The sequence below is a fragment of the Brevundimonas mediterranea genome (genome assembly GCF_011064825.1).
Classification (GTDB): Bacteria; Pseudomonadota; Alphaproteobacteria; order Caulobacterales; family Caulobacteraceae; genus Brevundimonas; species Brevundimonas mediterranea_A.
Window position 1 is genome coordinate 3220766 of the sequence record NZ_CP048751.1, and the last position, 16560, is coordinate 3237325.

The following is a 16560-nucleotide window of genomic DNA, read 5'->3' on the forward strand; positions in this document are numbered from 1 at the left end:
GCATCCGGGCCACGATCCGGTCCTAGGCGAGCCGAATGACCGACGCCATTTCGCCCGGCGCCCTTGGCCGCAAGGATCAGCACCTCGACGTGGTGCTGTCCGGGCGTGGTCGGCACGCCCGCGACGCCGGGTTCGACGCGATCCGGTTCGTGCACGAGGCCCTGCCGGATCTGGATCACGACAAGATCGACCTGGGCGCCGACTTCCTGGGGCGCCGATTGAAGGCGCCCCTGCTGATCAGCGCCATGACCGGCGGTCCGGCGCGGGCCGAGGCCGTGAACGCCCGTCTGGCCGAGGCGGCCCAGCACCTGGGAATCGCCCTGGCGGTCGGGTCCCAACGCACGGCTCTGGAAGAGGGGGCCAGCGGCGGCCTGGACATGGGGCTGCGCCACCGGGCGCCCGACACCCCCATCCTGGCCAATATCGGCGCGGCGCAACTGACGCGGGGGTTCGGTCTGGACGAGGCGCGGCGGGTGATCGAGATGATCGGGGCGAACGCCCTGATCGTCCATCTGAACCCGCTTCAGGAAGCCTGTCAGCCCGAAGGCGATCGCGACTGGTGGGGCGTCGGCGCCGCACTGGAAGCTCTGATCCGCAGGATCGAGGTTCCTGTGGTGGTCAAGGAGACCGGGGCCGGCCTGTCGGGCCGAACCGCGCGCCGCTTGATCGACATGGGCGCCGCCGCCGTGGATATCGCCGGCGCGGGCGGTTCGAACTGGGCGCTCATCGAGGGCGAGCGGGCGACGGATCCCGGCGACAGGGCCCACGCCGCCGCCTTTGGCGACTGGGGCATGCCGACGGCGCGGGCCATCGTTGATGTGCGCCGGGCCTGTCCAGACGCGGTCGTGATCGGTTCGGGCGGCGTGCGCGACGGTCTGGACGTCGCGCGCGCGATCCGCCTTGGGGCCGACATCGCGGGTCAGGCCGCCGGCGTCCTGTCGGCGGCGATGGTGTCGACGGAAGCGGTGGTCGCCCACTTCCAACTGGTCATGCGCCAGTTGAGAACCGTCTGCTTCTGCACGAATTCCGCTAATCTTTCAGCCCTGCGCCGGGCGCCGCTTCAGCCGCTGGACGAATAGAGGTCAGCGACCTATGCGGACGGCAGCAGGTCGTGCGCGAAGAGGCGATACCGTCCCGCACGCACGCCGTCGGTCGCCCTGGCGATATCCGGCGCGAAATAATGGTCGCTGGCGTAGGGCGCGGCCGCCTCACGCACGACGGTGACGACCTGTTCCAGCAGGGGCGAACTGGTCAGGGGACGATGGAATTCCAGCCCCTGGGCCGCCGCCAGCAACTCGATTCCGACCACGGTCGCCGTATTCTCGGCCATGTCCAGCAGCCGCCTGGCGCCGTGGGTCGCCATGGAGACATGATCTTCCTGATTGGCGCTGGTGGGAACCGTGTCCACGCTGCACGGATGGGCCACCATCCGGTTTTCGGCGACCAAGGCCGCCGCCGTGACCTGGGCAATCATGAAGCCTGAGTTCAGGCCGCTTTCCTTGACCAGGAAGGCCGGCAGTTCGCTCATCTTCGGATCGACCAGGATGGCGGTCCGGCGTTCGGAGATATTGCCGATCTCGCACAGGGCCATGGCGATCTGATCGGCTGCAAAAGCAACGGGTTCAGCATGGAAGTTTCCACCGGATATGACATCCCCGTCCTCGATGAAGACCAGGGGATTGTCCGTCACGGCGTTGGCCTCGCGTTCCAGCGTCGCGGCCGCCGTGGTCAGGACGTCCAGCACCGCCCCCATGACCTGGGGCTGACAGCGCAGCGAATAGGGGTCCTGCACCTTGGCGCAGTCGTCGCGGTGGCTGTCGCGGATGGCCGAACCCGCCATCAGGGTCCTGAGCCGTGCGGCCACGGCGATCTGACCGGGTTGACCCCGAAGGGCTTGGATGCGGGCGTCGAACGGCGCGTCCGATCCCTTCAGGGCGTCGACCGACAGGGCCCCCGCCGCCACGCCGGCGGCGAAGACCGCCTCGGCTGCGAACAGACCCGCCAGGGCCAGGGCGGTCGAACACTGTGTCCCGTTCAGCAGCGCCAGCCCCTCCTTCGGGCCCAGGACCAGAGGCTTGAGCCCGGCCCGCTCAAGTGCGGCCTCGGCCTCCAAGGTCTGGCCTTTGCACCGGGCCTCGCCGACGCCGATCAGGACGCAGCTCATATGGGCCAGAGGAGCCAGATCGCCCGAGGCCCCGACCGAGCCCTTGGACGGGATGCAGGGCAGGATGTCGGCGTTGACGAGCGCGATCAGGGCCTGGAGGGTTTCGCGCCGAACGCCCGAGGCGCCGCGTGACAGGGAGGCGATCTTCAGCACCATCAGCAGTCGCGTCACGCTGTCCGGCAGCAAGGGACCGACCCCGCACGCATGGCTGAGCACCAGGTTCCGCTGCAAGGTCTCCAGATCGGCGGACGCGATGGAGGTGTTGGCCAGCAGGCCGAATCCGGTGTTGACCCCATAGACGGTGCGCCCTTCGGCCACGATGGCGGCGATGGTCGCGGCGCCCCTGTCCACATCGGCCCAGGCCTCGGGCGCCACAGCGACCGTCACGGGGCCGTCCAGGACGCCGCGCAACTGGGCCAGGGTCAGGGGCGAACGGCCGAGGGTCAGGGTCGTCATGGAGGTCAGGCCTTCAGGCTGGGGAGGTTCAGGCCGTGTTCGCGGGCCGCAGCGCGGGCGATGTCGTAACCGGCGTCGGCATGGCGCATGACGCCCGTCGCCGGATCGTTCCAAAGCACGCGCTCCAGCCGCTGCGCCGCTTCCGGCGTGCCGTCGGCGACGATCACGACGCCCGAATGCTGGGAATAGCCCATGCCGACCCCGCCGCCGTGGTGCAGCGAGACCCAGCTGGCGCCCGAGGCGGTGTTCAGAAGCGCGTTGAGAAGGGGCCAGTCCGACACAGCGTCCGATCCGTCCATCATGGCCTCGGTCTCACGGTTCGGGCTGGCGACCGAGCCGGAGTCGAGATGGTCCCGGCCGATCACGATCGGTCCCGACAATTCACCGGACGCCACCATGTCGTTGAACATCAGGCCCGCCCGGTGGCGCTCTCCCAATCCAATCCAGCAGATTCTCGCCGGAAGTCCTTGGAAGGCTATACGTTCGCCGGCCATGTCGAGCCAGCGATGCAGACCTATGTTGTCCGGGAACAGCCGCTTCATCGCCGCATCGGTCTTGCGAATATCGTCCGGATCACCGGTCAGGGCCGCCCATCGGAACGGTCCGATCCCGCGGCAGAACAGGGGGCGGATATAGGCGGGGACGAAGCCGGGAAAGTCGAAGGCGTTCGTCACCCCTTCGTCAAAGGCGACCTGACGGATATTGTTGCCATAATCGACGACAGGAACCCCCGCCGACTGAAAGTCGAGCATGGCGCGGACGTGGGCCACGATGGAGGGGCGGGCGGCCGCCGCGACCGAGGCGGGTTCGCTGGCCCGCTTGTCTTCCCACTCGGCGACGGTCCAGCCGGCCGGCAGATAGCCGTTCACCAGGTCATGGGCGCTGGTCTGGTCCGTCACCAGATCCGGCCGCACGCCGCGCTTGACCATTTCAGGCAAGATATCAGCAGCGTTTCCCAACAGGCCGACAGATATAGGTTTTCCAGTCCGATTTGCGTCTTCGATCAGGGCCAGGGCTTCGTCCAGGCTCTGGGCGGCCACATCAAGATAGCGTGTCTTCAGCCGCATCTCGATCCGGCTTTGCTGGCATTCCACCGCCAGGCAGGACGCCCCCGCCATGGTCGCGGCCAAGGTCTGGGCCCCGCCCATACCCCCCAGGCCTGCGGTCAGGATCCATTTTCCGGACCAGTCGCCGCCGTAATGCTGGCGGCCCGCCTCCATGAAGGTCTCATACGTGCCTTGGACGATGCCCTGGGTGCCGATGTAGATCCAGGATCCGGCCGTCATCTGGCCGTACATCATCAAGCCCTTGCGATCGAGTTCCGAGAAATGCTCCCAGGTCGCCCATTTGGGCACGAGGTTGGAGTTGGCGATCAGGACCCGGGGCGCATCGGCATGGGTGCGGAAGACCCCGACCGGCTTGCCGGACTGGACCAGCAGGGTCTCGTCGGCCTCCAGCGTCTTCAGGGTCTCCACGATCCTGTCGAAGGCGGCCCAATCGCGCGCCGCCTTGCCGACGCCGCCATAGACGACAAGATCCTGAGGGCGTTCAGCCACTTCGGGATCAAGATTGTTCATCAACATTCGCATGGCCGCCTCGGCCGCCCAGGTCTTGGCCGTCCTTTCCGATCCGCGCGGGCTTCGGATGACGCGAGCGTTGGGCTGGTTCATGTCTGGCTCTCGGCGAAGGCGATACAGGCGGTCAGGACGCGGTGCAGGTTTCGACGCATCGCCTCGGCCCGCTCCGGCTCATAGGGACTGGGCCAGTTGTCGGGCGACAAAGGGCTCGCCGGGTCGACCATGTAGCCCCGGTCCGCCAGTTCCATCTGGATAGCGTGAACGCCGGCGTGAGGCCGGCCGTAGTGACGCGTGGTCCAGCCGCCCTTGAACCGGCCGTTGACGATCAGGCTGGAGCCGCTGATCGCGCAGGCGGCCTCGACGGCCTGGGTCAGTTCGGGGGCGCAGGTGGTCCCGTCGTTGTCGCCGATGTTGAACTGGGGCAACTCGCCGGCGAACAGCCGCGGGACGACAGAGCGGATCGAATGGGCGTCATAGAGGACGACGGGGCCACGGGCGCGCAGCCGGTCGATCTGGGCCTTCAGCTGGGCATGATAGGGATCAAACCAGGTCGCTCGACGCTCTGCGATCTCGGCCGCATCGGGCGCTTCGCCGGCCCGATACAGGGGCTCGCCGTCGAAGGTCTCGACCGGGCAGAGGCCCGTGGTGGTCATGCCGGGATACAGGGACACGCCGGATGGATCGCGGTTCACGTCTATGACGCTGCGAGAAACTGCGGTGCGCACCAGAGTGGCGCCCAGATCCACGGCGAAATCATAGAGCCGATCCACCCACCAGTCGGCGTCCTTGCGCGCCAGCCAGGGGGATCGAAACCGCGCCATCAGAACGTCCGGGATTTCGGTCCCCGTGTGCGGCAAGCCTATCACCAGCGGCCCCGAGCCCTCATGGACGGTCAGCCAGTCACGCGTCATCTCGGCCTCCCTCGCCAAATCGATCCGTCGTGGTATGTCTAGACATATTGATCGCAACAAGACGGACCTGTCCAGTGAGCCTTGAGTCGCAGCCTGTGGATCGCACCCTCTGGTTCGAGGCCGCCCTCTTGCCGGACGGCTGGGCGCGGGATGTGCGGATCGGCATTGCGAGGGGTCGGATTTCAAGCCTCGAGACCGGCGTATCCCGCGGACCCGCAGACGAAGGAGACGGCGTGGCCTTGCCGGGCGTCGTCAATGTCCACAGCCATGCCTTCCAGCGCGCCATGGCCGGTCTGACCGAGGCGCGTGGACCCCAGGGCCAACACGGCGATGATGATTTCTGGTCCTGGCGTGACCTGATGTACCGCTTCCTTGATCGGGGCGGGCCCGAAGAGATCGAGGCCATCACCGCCCTGGCCTTCGCCGAAATGCTGGAGGGCGGTTTCACCCGCGTTGCCGAGTTCCACTATCTTCACAACGCCCCGTCCGGTGCGGCCTACGCGGATCGGGGAGAGATCGCGGCGCGGATTGTCGCGGCGGCCCAGACGACCGGAATCGCCCTGACCCTGCTGCCGGTCTTCTACGCCCACGCCGGATTTGGCGGCCTGGCGCCGACCCGGGGGCAGAGACGGTTCATCACCGATCTGGACGGATTCGCGGAGTTGACCGACCGTTGCCGCCGCCTGACCGCCGATATGGCGGACGCTGTGGTGGGGGTCGCGCCGCACAGCCTGCGGGCTGTCAGCCCGGCTGAGCTGGCCGCCATGCCCGGTCTGGCAGGCGAGGGGCCCATCCATATCCATGTGGCCGAACAGACCAAGGAGGTCGAAGACTGCCTGGCCTGGTCCGGCGCCCGGCCGGTGGAATGGCTGCTCGCCAACGCCCCGGTCGATCCGCGCTGGTGCCTGATCCACTCGACCCATGTGACCGAGGCGGAGTGGCGGGGCGTGATCGAACGGGGCGCCGTCATCGGCCTGTGCCCGATCACAGAGGCCAATCTGGGCGACGGCGTCTTTCCGGCCGCCGCCTATGCGCAGGCGGGCGGGCGGTTCGGCGTGGGGACCGACTCCAATGTGCAGATCGGCGTGGCCGAGGAACTGCGGATGCTGGAATACAGCCAGCGGCTGGCCTTGAGGCGCCGTTCGGTCATGGCGGATGCGGATCGCTCGACAGGACGCGCCCTGTTCGAAGGCGTGCTGGCGGGCGGGCGCCAGGTCGGGGGCGCGGCGAACGACCTGGTCATCGGCGGATCGGCCGATCTGGTTTGCCTGGATACGCGCGGCGCCGGCTTCCATGGCCGTTCGGGCGACGCCTTGCTGGACAGCTGGATCTTCGGCGCGCCGGCGGGCGCCGTCGCCTCGGTCTGGCGGGCGGGGCGGCAGGTGGTGCGGGACGGGCGGCATGTGGCGCGCGAGGCTATCGAGGCACGGTACCGCAAGGCCCTGAACACGGTGCTGGGATGACGCCGGAGCCGCTGCACCGCCGAATCTACGCGGACCTCGAAGGCCGCATCCTCTCGGGCGAGCTGTCGCCGGGCGCACGCATTCCCTTCGAACACGAATTGACCGCCCAATACGGCTGTTCGCGCGCCACCGTCTCCAAGGCCCTGTCGGAACTGGCGGGCAGGGGACTGGTCACACGGCGGCGTCGCGCGGGCAGCTTCGTGGCCCAGCCCAAGGCCCATGCCGCCTTCCTGGCCATCCCCGATCTGCGAGCCGAGGTGATGGAGCGGGGCCAGGCCTATGGCTACAGGCTGCTGGACCAGATGGAACGCGATCCGGACGGCGGCGCTGAAATCGAACTCGCCGCCGGCGGTCCGCTCCTGGCCTTGACCTGTCTGCATAGCGCCGACGCGATCCCTCTGGCTCTGGAGCATCGACTGATCGCTCTGGCCGCGGCTCCCCAAGCGATAAAGGTGAATTTTCAAATCACTCCGCCTGGAACCTGGCTTCTGGACTATGAACCCTGGACCGAGGCCGAGAACCGGATCGGCTCCATGGAGGCCGACGCCGTGACCGCGCGTCTGCTGCAGATCAAGCCCGGCGCGGCCTGTCTGTCTGTCGAAAGGCGGACCTGGCGCGACGGCCAGGGCGTGACGCGGGTTCGTCAGCTGTTCCCTGGGGATCGCTATGATCTGGTCGCGCTTTTCTCCTCCGCCCACGCCAAGGACCTGAGCCGATGAAGGCCGACCGCCTGCTGATCGACTGTCATGCCGCCACCATGGTTCCGGGCGGGGCCGCCTATGGGGCCATCCGCGACGCCGCCGTGGTCATCGCCGACGGCCGTATCGCCTGGATCGGACCGCGCGCGGATTTGCCGTCCGTGGAGGCGGTCGAGACGGAGCGGCTGGGCGGACGCTGGCTCACGCCGGGACTGATCGACTGTCACACGCATCTGGTCTTCGGCGGCGACCGCTCGGGCGAATTCGAACAGAGGCTGGGCGGGGCCACCTATGAGGATATCGCCCGCGCCGGCGGCGGGATCGTCGCTTCGGTCAAGGCCACGCGCGCGGCGTCGGAGGACGAACTGTACGCCTCCGCCATGGACCGGCTGCAAGGGCTCAAGGCCACGGGCGTCACCACGGTCGAGATCAAGTCGGGCTATGGACTGGATCAGGACAGCGAATTGAAGATGTTGCGGGTCGCCCGCCGCATCGGCCGGGAAGGCGGGGTTCGCGTGCGCACCACCTATCTGGGTCTGCACGCCGTTCCGCCCGAGCATCGGGCGAACCGCGCCGCCTATGTCGATCTGGCCGTCGATCACATCCTGCCGGCCGCACAGGCCGAGGGGCTGGTGGACGCCGTGGACGCCTATTGCGAGCCTATCGCCTTCTCGATCGAGGAGGTGGCGCGCCTGTTCGACAAGGCCCGCACCCTGGGCCTGCCGGTCAAGCTGCACGCCGATCAGTTGTCGAACGGGGGCGGCGCAGCCTTGGCGGCGCGTTACGGCGCCGTGTCGGCTGATCACATAGAACATGCGACGGAAGACGGAATCAAAGCCATGGCGCGGGCAGGGGTGACGGCGGTTCTGCTGCCCGGCGCCTTCCTGATGCTGCGCGAAACCCAGGCGCCCCCGGTCGGTCTGTTACGCGCCCATGGCGTTCGCATGGCCGTTGCGACCGACTGCAATCCCGGCACCTCTCCTGTCGCGTCCATGACCGACGCCCTGAACCTGGCCTGTGTTCAGTTTCGCCTGACCCCGGAAGAAGCCCTGGCGGGCGCGACGCGGGAAGCCGCATGGGCCCTGGGGCTGCAAGATCAGATCGGAACCCTGGCGGTCGGCAAGGTCGCCGACCTGGCGGCCTGGGATGTCCAGCGCCCCGCAGAGCTGGCCTATTGGCTGGGCAAGCCCATGCTGCACGGCCGCTGGAGAGACGGCGTCAGGACAAGCGCCGATCCTGCAAGGATCGACGGTCCGCCTGATTTCTAGACCTGGGCGACGCCCATGACCTTCATCAGGGCGTCTCGAACGGCGGCCTCGGTGAAGGGTTTCTGAATGGTGGTGGCGCCGCGCCACTCTTCCGGCAACCCACCTTCGCCGTAGCCGGTGGAGAAGACGAAGGGCACGCCGCGCGCCTTCAGCGCCTCGGCGACCGGGAAGACCTGACGGCCGGCGACATTGACGTCCAGCAGGGCGGCGTCGAGATCGACAGTGTCGCGCGCCATGGCTTCACCATCGTCGATATTGGACGCGGGGCCGACGGGAATGCACTCCATGTCCTCGAGGATGGTCTCGAGCAACATGGCGACCAGGGATTCGTCTTCCACCACAAGTATGCGGCGACCGTTTAGAGGTTGGGTCATGGGGCGGGTGTCCTGTCGAGTGGAACCGTCAGTTCCGCAATCAATCCATCGCTGGCGTAGACTAGATCGATCTCCCCCGCCAGATCGTGGCGAATGTTTCGTTCAATCAATCGGCTACCGAAGCCTCTTCTGTCCGGTTGCGTAACTTTCGGACCGCCTATTTCACGCCAGACAAGCTTCAGCTTTCGATCGCGTTGATCGGCCAAACTCCAGTCGATCAGAACACGCCCATCGGGCGTGGAAAGGGCTCCGTATTTGGCGGCGTTTGTCGCAAGCTCATGGAAGATCATGCCCAGGGACAGGGCTGTGGCGGGGGGCAGCGCCGTCGCAGGGCCGTTGAGATTGATGCGGGTGGGACCGAAGGCTTCGGTTTCGTGTTCCAGGATCGCCCGCAGATCCGCGCCTTCCCAATGGGTTCGCGTCAACAGGTCGTGGGTGTGGGACAGGGCCAGTATCCGCGACTGGAAGGTTGCGGCGAAGGTGGCGGGGTCGACGTGGGAACGCGCGGTCTGGATGGCGATCGACTGGACCGTGGCGAGGGTGTTCTTAACCCGATGGTTCAACTCGTCGATCATCAGCTTCTGGCGCTGGGTCGCCAGGACGTTGGCTGTGACGTCATGGCCCTGAACGAAGATGCCGACCACGGCGCCCGCCTCGTCACGGATCGGCTGATAGATGAAATTGAGATAGAGGGTTTCCAGCGGGCCGCCGGGAGTCCTTTGTAATTTCGCCAGGCTTTCTCGCCCTTCATAGGGCTCGCCCGTTTCGAAGACGGTGTCTAGAAACTCGTAATAGCCCTGTCCGACCAGCTCCGGCAGGGCGTCGCGTATGGACTTGCCCGCGATGTCGCGATGGCCGATCAACTGGCTGTAGGCGTCGTTGTGCATCTGGAAACAGTGGTTGCGGCCGGTCAGGATGGCTACGAACCCCGGCGCCTGCATGAACATCTCGACCAGACGGTTGCGCTCGCTCTCCAGGCGACGATTGTCCTCCTGAACCGACTGGGCTCGCCGCAGGACCGACCCGCCGACCAAGGCGTCCAGGGCGGTTGTCGGTTCATCTGTCCGGATCGCCGGCGACAGGTCGGTGATGTCCATGGTGTGCTGAAGAAGCAGCACGACATCGCCTTCAGCGTTCAGGACTGGCGTATGGGTCGCGCTCCAGATTCGTTCCTCGAACACCTCCTGGCCGTCGGACAATTTGCGCGGCATGGCGTATCGCACGACGGCGAGGTGGTCGCGCTGGCGGGTGTCGCGCGCCTTTTCGAGGGACGCCCGGACCTGACGCACGTTTTCGGGCGCATCTTCGCCGGGGCCGGCGTCGAAGGTCGTGAACAGGGGACGGCCCAGGATGTCCTCGCGGCGAGCGCCTGTGACCTCGACATAGGCCTGATTGACCTCGGCGATGCGCAGATCCGGCGTAAGCAGAAGATAAGGATTTGGCGACGCCTCGAAGGCCGCCGCCAAATCGACTACGGAAGCGCCCGGTTTCACTTGTACTGTCAATCTACACCCCAGCCCAACCGGTGCCGAACGCGCGAGGAGGCAAAGAGTTCGCTACCGTACCCAGAATTCGCCTTTCACCTGATCGTCATTGGCGTGTCAGGAGAATTTGCTAAGGACGGGACATGACATTTGCCGGCGCCTTGGCCACCCTCTCCCTCATGATGGCTCAACCGACAGATCAGCCGCCTCCCGAACAGCCGGTCGTCCAGTTGGCCCAAGGCGTGCTGGCCGGGCGGGCCGACGACACGGTCGCCGCGTTCAAGAACATTCCCTATGCGGCCCCGCCGGTGGCGGAACTGCGCTGGCGGCCGCCGGGCGCGGCCCCGACCTGGGAAGGGCGGCGCGACGCCTCGACCTATGGGCCGATCTGCATCCAGGCCACGCCGCAGGGCGATCCCGGCGTGGGGCCCTTGCCGATGAGCGAGGACTGCCTGAACCTGAATGTGTGGCGGCCGACCGACGTCGCCGCGTCGCCGGCCCCGGTCATGGTGTGGATCCACGGCGGGGGCCTGGTCAATGGATCGGGCACGGCGGCCCTGTACGACGGATCCCATCTGGCCCGTCAGGGCATGGTCGTGGTCTCGATGAACTATCGGCTGGGGCGGTTGGGCTTCTTCGATCACCCGGCCCTGGCGGCCGAACGACCGGCGGACGAGGCGGCGGGCAACTACGGCCTGATGGACGTCATCGCGGCCCTGCAGTGGGTCAGGGCGAACATCGCGGTCTTCGGCGGCGACCCGGCCAATGTGACGATCTTCGGGGAGTCGGCGGGTGGCGCCATCGTCACCCGGATGATGATTTCGCCGCCGGCGCGGGGCCTGTTCGACCGCGCCATCGTGCAGTCGGGCCTGGGGCGCGAGTTGCAGACCCCGCTGGACCGGCGCGGCGCCTATGACCTGCCGTCGGCGCGTGAGCGGGGCGAGGTCTGGGCCCACGGTCATAACCTGTTGACTGCAGCGGATCTGCGCGCTGCGCCGGTCGAGCTGCTGCTGACCCCGGCGCCCGTCTTCGCTAACGGCGATCTGTCCCTGATCGACGGCCGGATCGTGCCTTCGACCGTGGAAGCGGCCTTCCGGTCCGGGCGGCAGGCGCCTGTGCCGATGGTGATCGGGACCAACAGCGCCGAGTTCTGGTGGATGAAGCCGACGGATCGCAACGGCTACGGCATGATCGACGACGACCTGACCTGGCTGGAGCGGGCCACGATCACGGCGGCCTATGGCGGGGAGGCGGGCTTCGACCGGGGCTTCATCACCGACGCGGTCTTCTCGGAGCCGGCGCGGCGGCTAGCGCGGCTGCACGCGGCGGCGGGGCATCCGGCCTATCTATACCGGTTCGACATCTCGTCGCCGGACAATCCCGAACCGCACGGCGGGGCGACCCACGCCATCGAGCGCCCCTATGTGTTCGGCACCCTGCCGCTGCTGCCCTATCCGGTCCGAGAGGCGGATGTCGCGGCCTCGGCGGCGATGATGGGCTACTGGACCGCCTTCTCACGGTCCGGCGACCCCAATGGGGTGGGGCGGCCGGACTGGCCGATGGCCGGGGGCGGCGACACTCAGCTGATGCTGTTCCGCAACGACGGCCCCAGCGCCACGCCGGTTCCGGACAGCGCGCGGCTGGATCTGATCGAACGGTTCCGGGAGCGGTCTCACGCTATCAGCAAGTCGTCGCAAGTCACTGTAAAAACGCACTATTAGACAGGTGTTCGGCCGCTCAAAGACCCCGCCGTCACCCCGCCGAGGTCGCGCCCGACTGTTTTTCTCTCATCGTGACCAGTTCCTCGGCCATGGTCGGGTGGACCGCGCAGGTGGCGTCCCATTGGGCCTTGGTCAGGCCGGCCTTCACGGCGATGGCGGCGAGCTGGATCATTTCCGGGCTGTCGGGCCCGACGATGTGTACGCCGACAACCCTTTGGCTTTCGGCGTCGACCACCAGCTTCATGAGGACGCGCTCCTCTGATCCGGTGAAGGCGTATTTCATCGGCCGGAAACGGGTCAGATAGACATCGACCCCGGCCGAACATGACCGACGCGCCTCGGATTCCGTCAGGCCGACGATGCCCACAGGCGGCTGGCTGAAGACGGCGGTGGCGACGGCCTCGTAGTCGAAATGCTGGGGATTGTCGCGATAGACGGTCTGGTGGAAGGCGACGGCCTCGCGGATGGCGACGGGGGTCAGGTTCATCCGGTCGGTCACGTCGCCGATGGCCCAGATATTGTCGGCCGTCGTTTTGGACCAGGGATCGACCTTGATCGCGCCCTCGTCGTTCAGTTCGACGCCGGCCGCCTCCAGGCCGAGGTCCTTGACGTGGGGGATGCGCCCTGTGGCGAACATGACCACGTCGGTCTCCAGCTTCATCCCGTTCTCGAGGTGGTTGACCAGGCCTGTGGCGGTCTTCTCGATCTTCTCGTGCTGGCAGCCCAGGACGACCTTGATCCCGCGCTTCTCGATCTCGCCGGCCAGGTGGGCGCGCACATCGTCGTCGAAGCCGCGCAGGATGTTGGGGCCCCGGTAAATCAGGGTGGTCTCGACGCCCAGGCCGGCGAAGATTCCCGCGAACTCCACCGCGATATAGCCGCCGCCTGCGATCAGGATGCGTTTGGGCAGTTCGGGCAGGTGGAAGGCTTCTTCGGAGGTGATGGCGTGTTCGATGCCCTCCAGGCTTTCCGGCTTCCACGGGCGGCCGCCCGTAGCGATCAGGATCTTCTCGGCGGTGAAGGTCTGGTTCTTGCCGACGATCTCGACCGTATGGGCGTCTTTCAGTACGGCGCGCCCATGAACCAGCTCCACCCCGGCCTTGCCCAGGTTGGCGGCGTAGATGCCCGACAGGCGGGCGATCTCGACGTCCTTGGCCTCCAGGAAGGTCGGCCAGTCGAACCGGGCGTTGTCGAAGGACCAGCCGTAGCCCTCGGCGATCTCGAGCGCGTGGCTGACCTCGGAGGCCATGACCATGAATTTCTTGGGCACGCAGCCCCGGATCACGCAGGTGCCGCCGACCCGGTATTCCTCAGCCACCGCGACCTTCTTGCCGCCCAGGGCGGTCAGGCGCGCGGCGCGAACCCCGCCGGAGCCGGCGCCGATGACGAAGAGGTCGTAGTCGTAGTCGTAGTCGGCCATCGGGTGCTCCGTTCAGACTCAAAAAAACAGCGTCTGAATAGTCTGAATCGTCTGAAATCGGTTCCGGTCACACCGGGGGCGAGGCGTGGGACTTAGGCGCCGGGACACCCTGGAGCAAGGTCGCCAGGTGGAGGGAGATCAGGGCGTCAGGGTTTCGACCCCGCTGTCCGTGCCGATGATCGCCAGGTCGGCCAGGTCCAGAAACAGGCCGTGTTCGACCACGCCCGTGATCAGTTTCAGATCATCGGCCAGACGGACCGGATCATGGATGGCCTTGCAGCCGGCGTCATAGATCAGATTGCCGCCGTCGGTGCGGACCAGGCCGCGATCCGCCTGGCGCACGCGGGCCGGCGAGTTGATGTCATGGTCGATCAGGACGTCGGCGATGCGGTTGGCCGTGGTCTTGTGACCGAAGGCGACGACCTCGATCGGCAGGGGGAAGGTTCCCAGCACCGGCACCACCTTGGCGGCGTCGGCGATGACGATACAGCGGCTGGACGCCTCCCACACCAGTTTCTCGCGCAGCAGGGCCGCGCCCCCGCCCTTGATCAGGGCCAGGCCGGGACCGACCTCGTCGGCGCCGTCGACGGTCAGATCGATGCGCGGCGTGTCCTCCAGCGTCGACAGGGTCAGGCCCAGTTCGCGCGCCAGATCGGCGGTCTTCTCCGAGGTCGGGACGCAGCGCAGCCCAGAAAGGCCGCGCGCCGCCAGGGCCTTGACGAACCAGGCGGCGGTCGAGCCGGTGCCCAGGCCGACGATCATGCCGGCCTCGACATGGGCCGCAGCGGCCTCGCCGGCGTTCTTCTTCTGTAGATCGCTCATTTCAGCTTGGCGGCCTTGGCCGCTTCCTTCTTCGCTTTGGCCTTCTCGCGGAAGGCGGCGCCGGCGTCCGGCTTGTGGGTTTGACGGGCGCGGCCGAAGGCGAGGGCGTCGGCCGGCACGTCCTCGGTGATCACGGAGCCCGAGGCGACGATGGCGCCGTCGCCGATGACGACCGGGGCGACCAGGCTGGAGTTCGAACCGACGAAGGCGCCGGCGCCGACCTCGGTCTGCGCCTTGTTGAAGCCGTCGTAGTTGCAGAAGATGGTTCCGGCGCCGATGTTGGCGGCCGCGCCGATCGAGCCGTCGCCCAGATAGGCCAGGTGATTGGCCTTGGCGCCTGCGGCCATCTTCACATTCTTCACCTCGACGAAATTGCCGATCTTGACCCCCTCGGCCAGGTCCGCGCCGGGCCGCAGGCGGGCGTAGGGGCCGACCTCTGCGCCGGACGCCACGCGCGCGCCCTCGATATGGCTGAAGCTGCGGATTCGGGCGCCGCCTTCAATCACCGCGCCGGGACCGAAGACGACGAAGGGCTCGATCACGGTTCCGCCGCCGACCTGGGTGTCCCAGGCGAAGTGGACGGTGTCGGGCGCGGCCATGGTGACACCGGCGGCCAGGAAGGCGTCCCGCTGCACGCTCTGGAACAGGGCCTCGGCCTGGGCCAGTTCGGCTTGGGAATTGACGCCCATGACCGAATCCTCGGCCGCGAAGACGGCGCGGGTCGGGCGGCCGGCCTTGCGGGCCAGTTCGACCACGTCGGTCAGATAGTATTCGCCCTTGGCGTTGTCGTTACGGACATCGGCAAGAAGGGCGAACAGCAGGTCCGCCGGAGCGGCCATGACGCCGGAGTTGCAGGCCGTGATCGCCAGGACCTCGGGCGAGGCCTCCTTGGCCTCGGTGATGGCGGCCAGGGCGTCGCCGTCGAGGATCAGCCGGCCATAGGCGCCCGGATCGCGCGCCTCGAAGCCGATGACGGTCAGGCCCTCGGGGTTGAACACGGGTTCGATGTCGGCGGCCTTCAGCAGAGGCACGTCGCCATAGGTCACGACCACATCCCCGTCGAATCCGGCCAGGGTCTGTTCGGCGGCGCGGACGGCGTGGCCCGTGCCCAGGGGCGGGTCCTGAACGGCGATGGCCGCCTCGCCAAGGCGTTTGACGACATGGGCGCGGACCTCGGGCGAATGGGCGCCGACCACCACGACGATCTTCTGACAGCCCAGGGCCTGGGCCGCGTCGATGGCGTGGTCCAGCATGGCGCGGCCGCCGACCGGATGCAGCACCTTGGGCAGGGGCGATTTCATCCGGGTGCCCTGGCCGGCGGCGAGAATGATGGCGGCGCGAGGGCGCGTCTGGCTGGTCATGAATCGTTCCGGCGTCTAGTCGTCCTGCGATCTAGCCCATCATGCGGGCCAGCGGGAGATGTGGATGACCGATCGCGACCTGGAAGGCTGGACCATTGTCTTCGACCTGGACGGGACCCTGGTCGATTCCGCGCCGGACCTGACCGAAACCCTGAACCGGCTGCTGGTCGAGGAAGGGTTGCCGCCCGTACCGATGGAAGCCGCCTCGACCCTGATCGGTTCGGGGGCGCGGGCGCTGCTGGTTCATGGGTTCGAGGCGGCCGGGGCATCGGTCGAACGGGCGCAATCGGACGAGCTGTTCGAGCGGTTTCTGGTCGATTACACCGCCCACATCGCCGACGGTTCGCAGCCGTTCGAGGGGGTAGTCGAGACGCTGGAGCGGCTGATCGAACGCGGGGCGATCCTGGTGGTGGCGACCAACAAGCGGTCGGACCTGTCAGAGCTTCTGCTCGAGAAGCTGGGCCTGACCCGGCATTTCGCCGCCATCGTCGGGCCGGATCGGGTCAGCGCGCGAAAGCCCGCAGGCGCCCATCTGAAGGAGGCCGTGGTCAAGGGCGGCGGCGACCCAGAACGGGCCATCATGGTCGGAGACGCGGCGCCGGACGCCGAAGCGGCGCGGGACGCAGGCATGCCCTGCATACTGACGACCTTCGGCTACACGCCGGTTCCGGTCGATACCTTGGGCGGCGACGTCCTGATTGACGCCTTCGAGGACGTCGAGGAGGCGATCGACGGCGTCCTGTCCGACTTCTACGTGATGAGAGCGCTGAAATTCTGAGGGCGCCGGACAGTAAATCTGGGGTCTGAACCCGCACTCGCGCGGTTGCGGATAGCCGGCGCG

14 protein-coding genes are annotated in these 16560 nt (G+C 67.3%); 6 read left to right on the forward strand and 8 right to left on the reverse strand.

Features of this window, described 5'->3' with window-relative positions; translation table 11 throughout:
- Positions 1-35 precede the first annotated feature (35 nt).
- Positions 36-1079 (forward strand): type 2 isopentenyl-diphosphate Delta-isomerase, encoded by a 1044-nt coding sequence (fni, locus tag GYM46_RS15865; RefSeq protein ID WP_008260627.1) that lies wholly within the window; start codon positions 36-38, stop codon positions 1077-1079.
- An 11-nt stretch (positions 1080-1090) separates the two neighbouring features.
- Here fni and hutH read toward each other — a convergent pair whose 3' ends face one another.
- Genes hutH through hutG form a run of 3 tightly spaced genes read right to left on the reverse strand, consistent with a single transcriptional unit; the run spans position 1091 to position 5108 of the window.
- Positions 1091-2620 carry a histidine ammonia-lyase gene (gene hutH, locus GYM46_RS15870; protein ID WP_008262706.1) on the reverse strand — a complete coding sequence of 510 codons (1530 nt, stop codon included), beginning with the start codon at positions 2618-2620 and terminating at the stop codon, positions 1091-1093.
- A gap of 5 nt (positions 2621-2625) precedes the next feature.
- The gene (gene hutU, locus GYM46_RS15875) at positions 2626-4290 is read right to left on the reverse strand and encodes a urocanate hydratase (protein WP_008263450.1); all 1665 of its coding nucleotides are present in this window, start codon (positions 4288-4290) and stop codon (positions 2626-2628) included.
- A complete protein-coding gene (gene hutG / locus GYM46_RS15880) occupies positions 4287-5108 on the reverse strand; it encodes an N-formylglutamate deformylase (RefSeq protein WP_008259900.1) in 822 nt (273 codons plus the stop codon). The genes hutU and hutG overlap by 4 nt, the downstream gene beginning before the upstream one ends.
- Positions 5109-5182: 74 nt before the next feature.
- On the opposite strand from hutG, the gene GYM46_RS15885 reads away from it, so the two are divergent.
- Genes GYM46_RS15885 through hutI form a run of 3 tightly spaced genes read left to right on the forward strand, consistent with a single transcriptional unit; the run spans position 5183 to position 8537 of the window.
- Positions 5183-6571, forward strand: a complete 1389-nt coding sequence (locus GYM46_RS15885; RefSeq protein WP_156796430.1) for a formimidoylglutamate deiminase — start codon at positions 5183-5185, stop codon at positions 6569-6571.
- Positions 6568-7290 carry a UTRA domain-containing protein gene (locus tag GYM46_RS15890; RefSeq protein ID WP_008263981.1) on the forward strand — a complete coding sequence of 241 codons (723 nt, stop codon included), beginning with the start codon at positions 6568-6570 and terminating at the stop codon, positions 7288-7290. The genes GYM46_RS15885 and GYM46_RS15890 overlap by 4 nt, the downstream gene beginning before the upstream one ends.
- A complete protein-coding gene (gene hutI / locus GYM46_RS15895; protein ID WP_008261768.1) occupies positions 7287-8537 on the forward strand; it encodes an imidazolonepropionase in 1251 nt (416 codons plus the stop codon). Before GYM46_RS15890 ends, hutI begins: the two co-directional genes overlap by 4 nt.
- Here the strand turns inward: hutI and GYM46_RS15900 are convergent.
- Both GYM46_RS15900 and GYM46_RS15905 read right to left on the reverse strand, forming a co-directional pair.
- Positions 8534-8911, reverse strand: coding sequence for a response regulator (locus tag GYM46_RS15900; protein ID WP_035308891.1), 378 nt, complete (start codon positions 8909-8911; stop codon positions 8534-8536). The two genes, hutI and GYM46_RS15900, sit on opposite strands and share 4 nt — an antisense overlap.
- A complete protein-coding gene (locus GYM46_RS15905) occupies positions 8908-10404 on the reverse strand; it encodes a sensor histidine kinase (RefSeq protein WP_198004275.1) in 1497 nt (498 codons plus the stop codon). Before GYM46_RS15905 ends, GYM46_RS15900 begins: the two co-directional genes overlap by 4 nt.
- 134 nt (positions 10405-10538) lie before the next feature.
- Between GYM46_RS15905 and GYM46_RS15910 the strand changes: the two genes are divergently transcribed.
- Positions 10539-12116, forward strand: coding sequence for a carboxylesterase/lipase family protein (locus GYM46_RS15910; RefSeq protein WP_156796428.1), 1578 nt, complete (start codon positions 10539-10541; stop codon positions 12114-12116).
- A gap of 31 nt (positions 12117-12147) precedes the next feature.
- Here the strand turns inward: GYM46_RS15910 and gor are convergent, their stop codons facing one another.
- The 3 genes from gor to glmU all read right to left on the reverse strand — a co-directional run bounded on the left by gor (position 12148) and on the right by glmU (position 15719).
- Positions 12148-13536, reverse strand: a complete 1389-nt coding sequence (gene gor, locus GYM46_RS15915; RefSeq protein WP_008260224.1) for a glutathione-disulfide reductase — start codon at positions 13534-13536, stop codon at positions 12148-12150.
- Between the two features lie 138 nt (positions 13537-13674).
- A complete protein-coding gene (gene rpiA, locus GYM46_RS15920; protein WP_008262329.1) occupies positions 13675-14358 on the reverse strand; it encodes a ribose-5-phosphate isomerase RpiA in 684 nt (227 codons plus the stop codon).
- Entirely contained in the window at positions 14355-15719 is a 1365-nt protein-coding gene (gene glmU / locus GYM46_RS15925) for a bifunctional UDP-N-acetylglucosamine diphosphorylase/glucosamine-1-phosphate N-acetyltransferase GlmU (RefSeq protein ID WP_008262032.1), read from the reverse strand. Before glmU ends, rpiA begins: the two co-directional genes overlap by 4 nt.
- Positions 15720-15777: 58 nt before the next feature.
- Between glmU and GYM46_RS15930 the strand changes: the two genes are divergently transcribed.
- Positions 15778-16497 (forward strand): HAD-IA family hydrolase, encoded by a 720-nt coding sequence (locus tag GYM46_RS15930; RefSeq protein WP_008260939.1) that lies wholly within the window; start codon positions 15778-15780, stop codon positions 16495-16497.
- Positions 16498-16560: the final 63 nt, after the last annotated feature.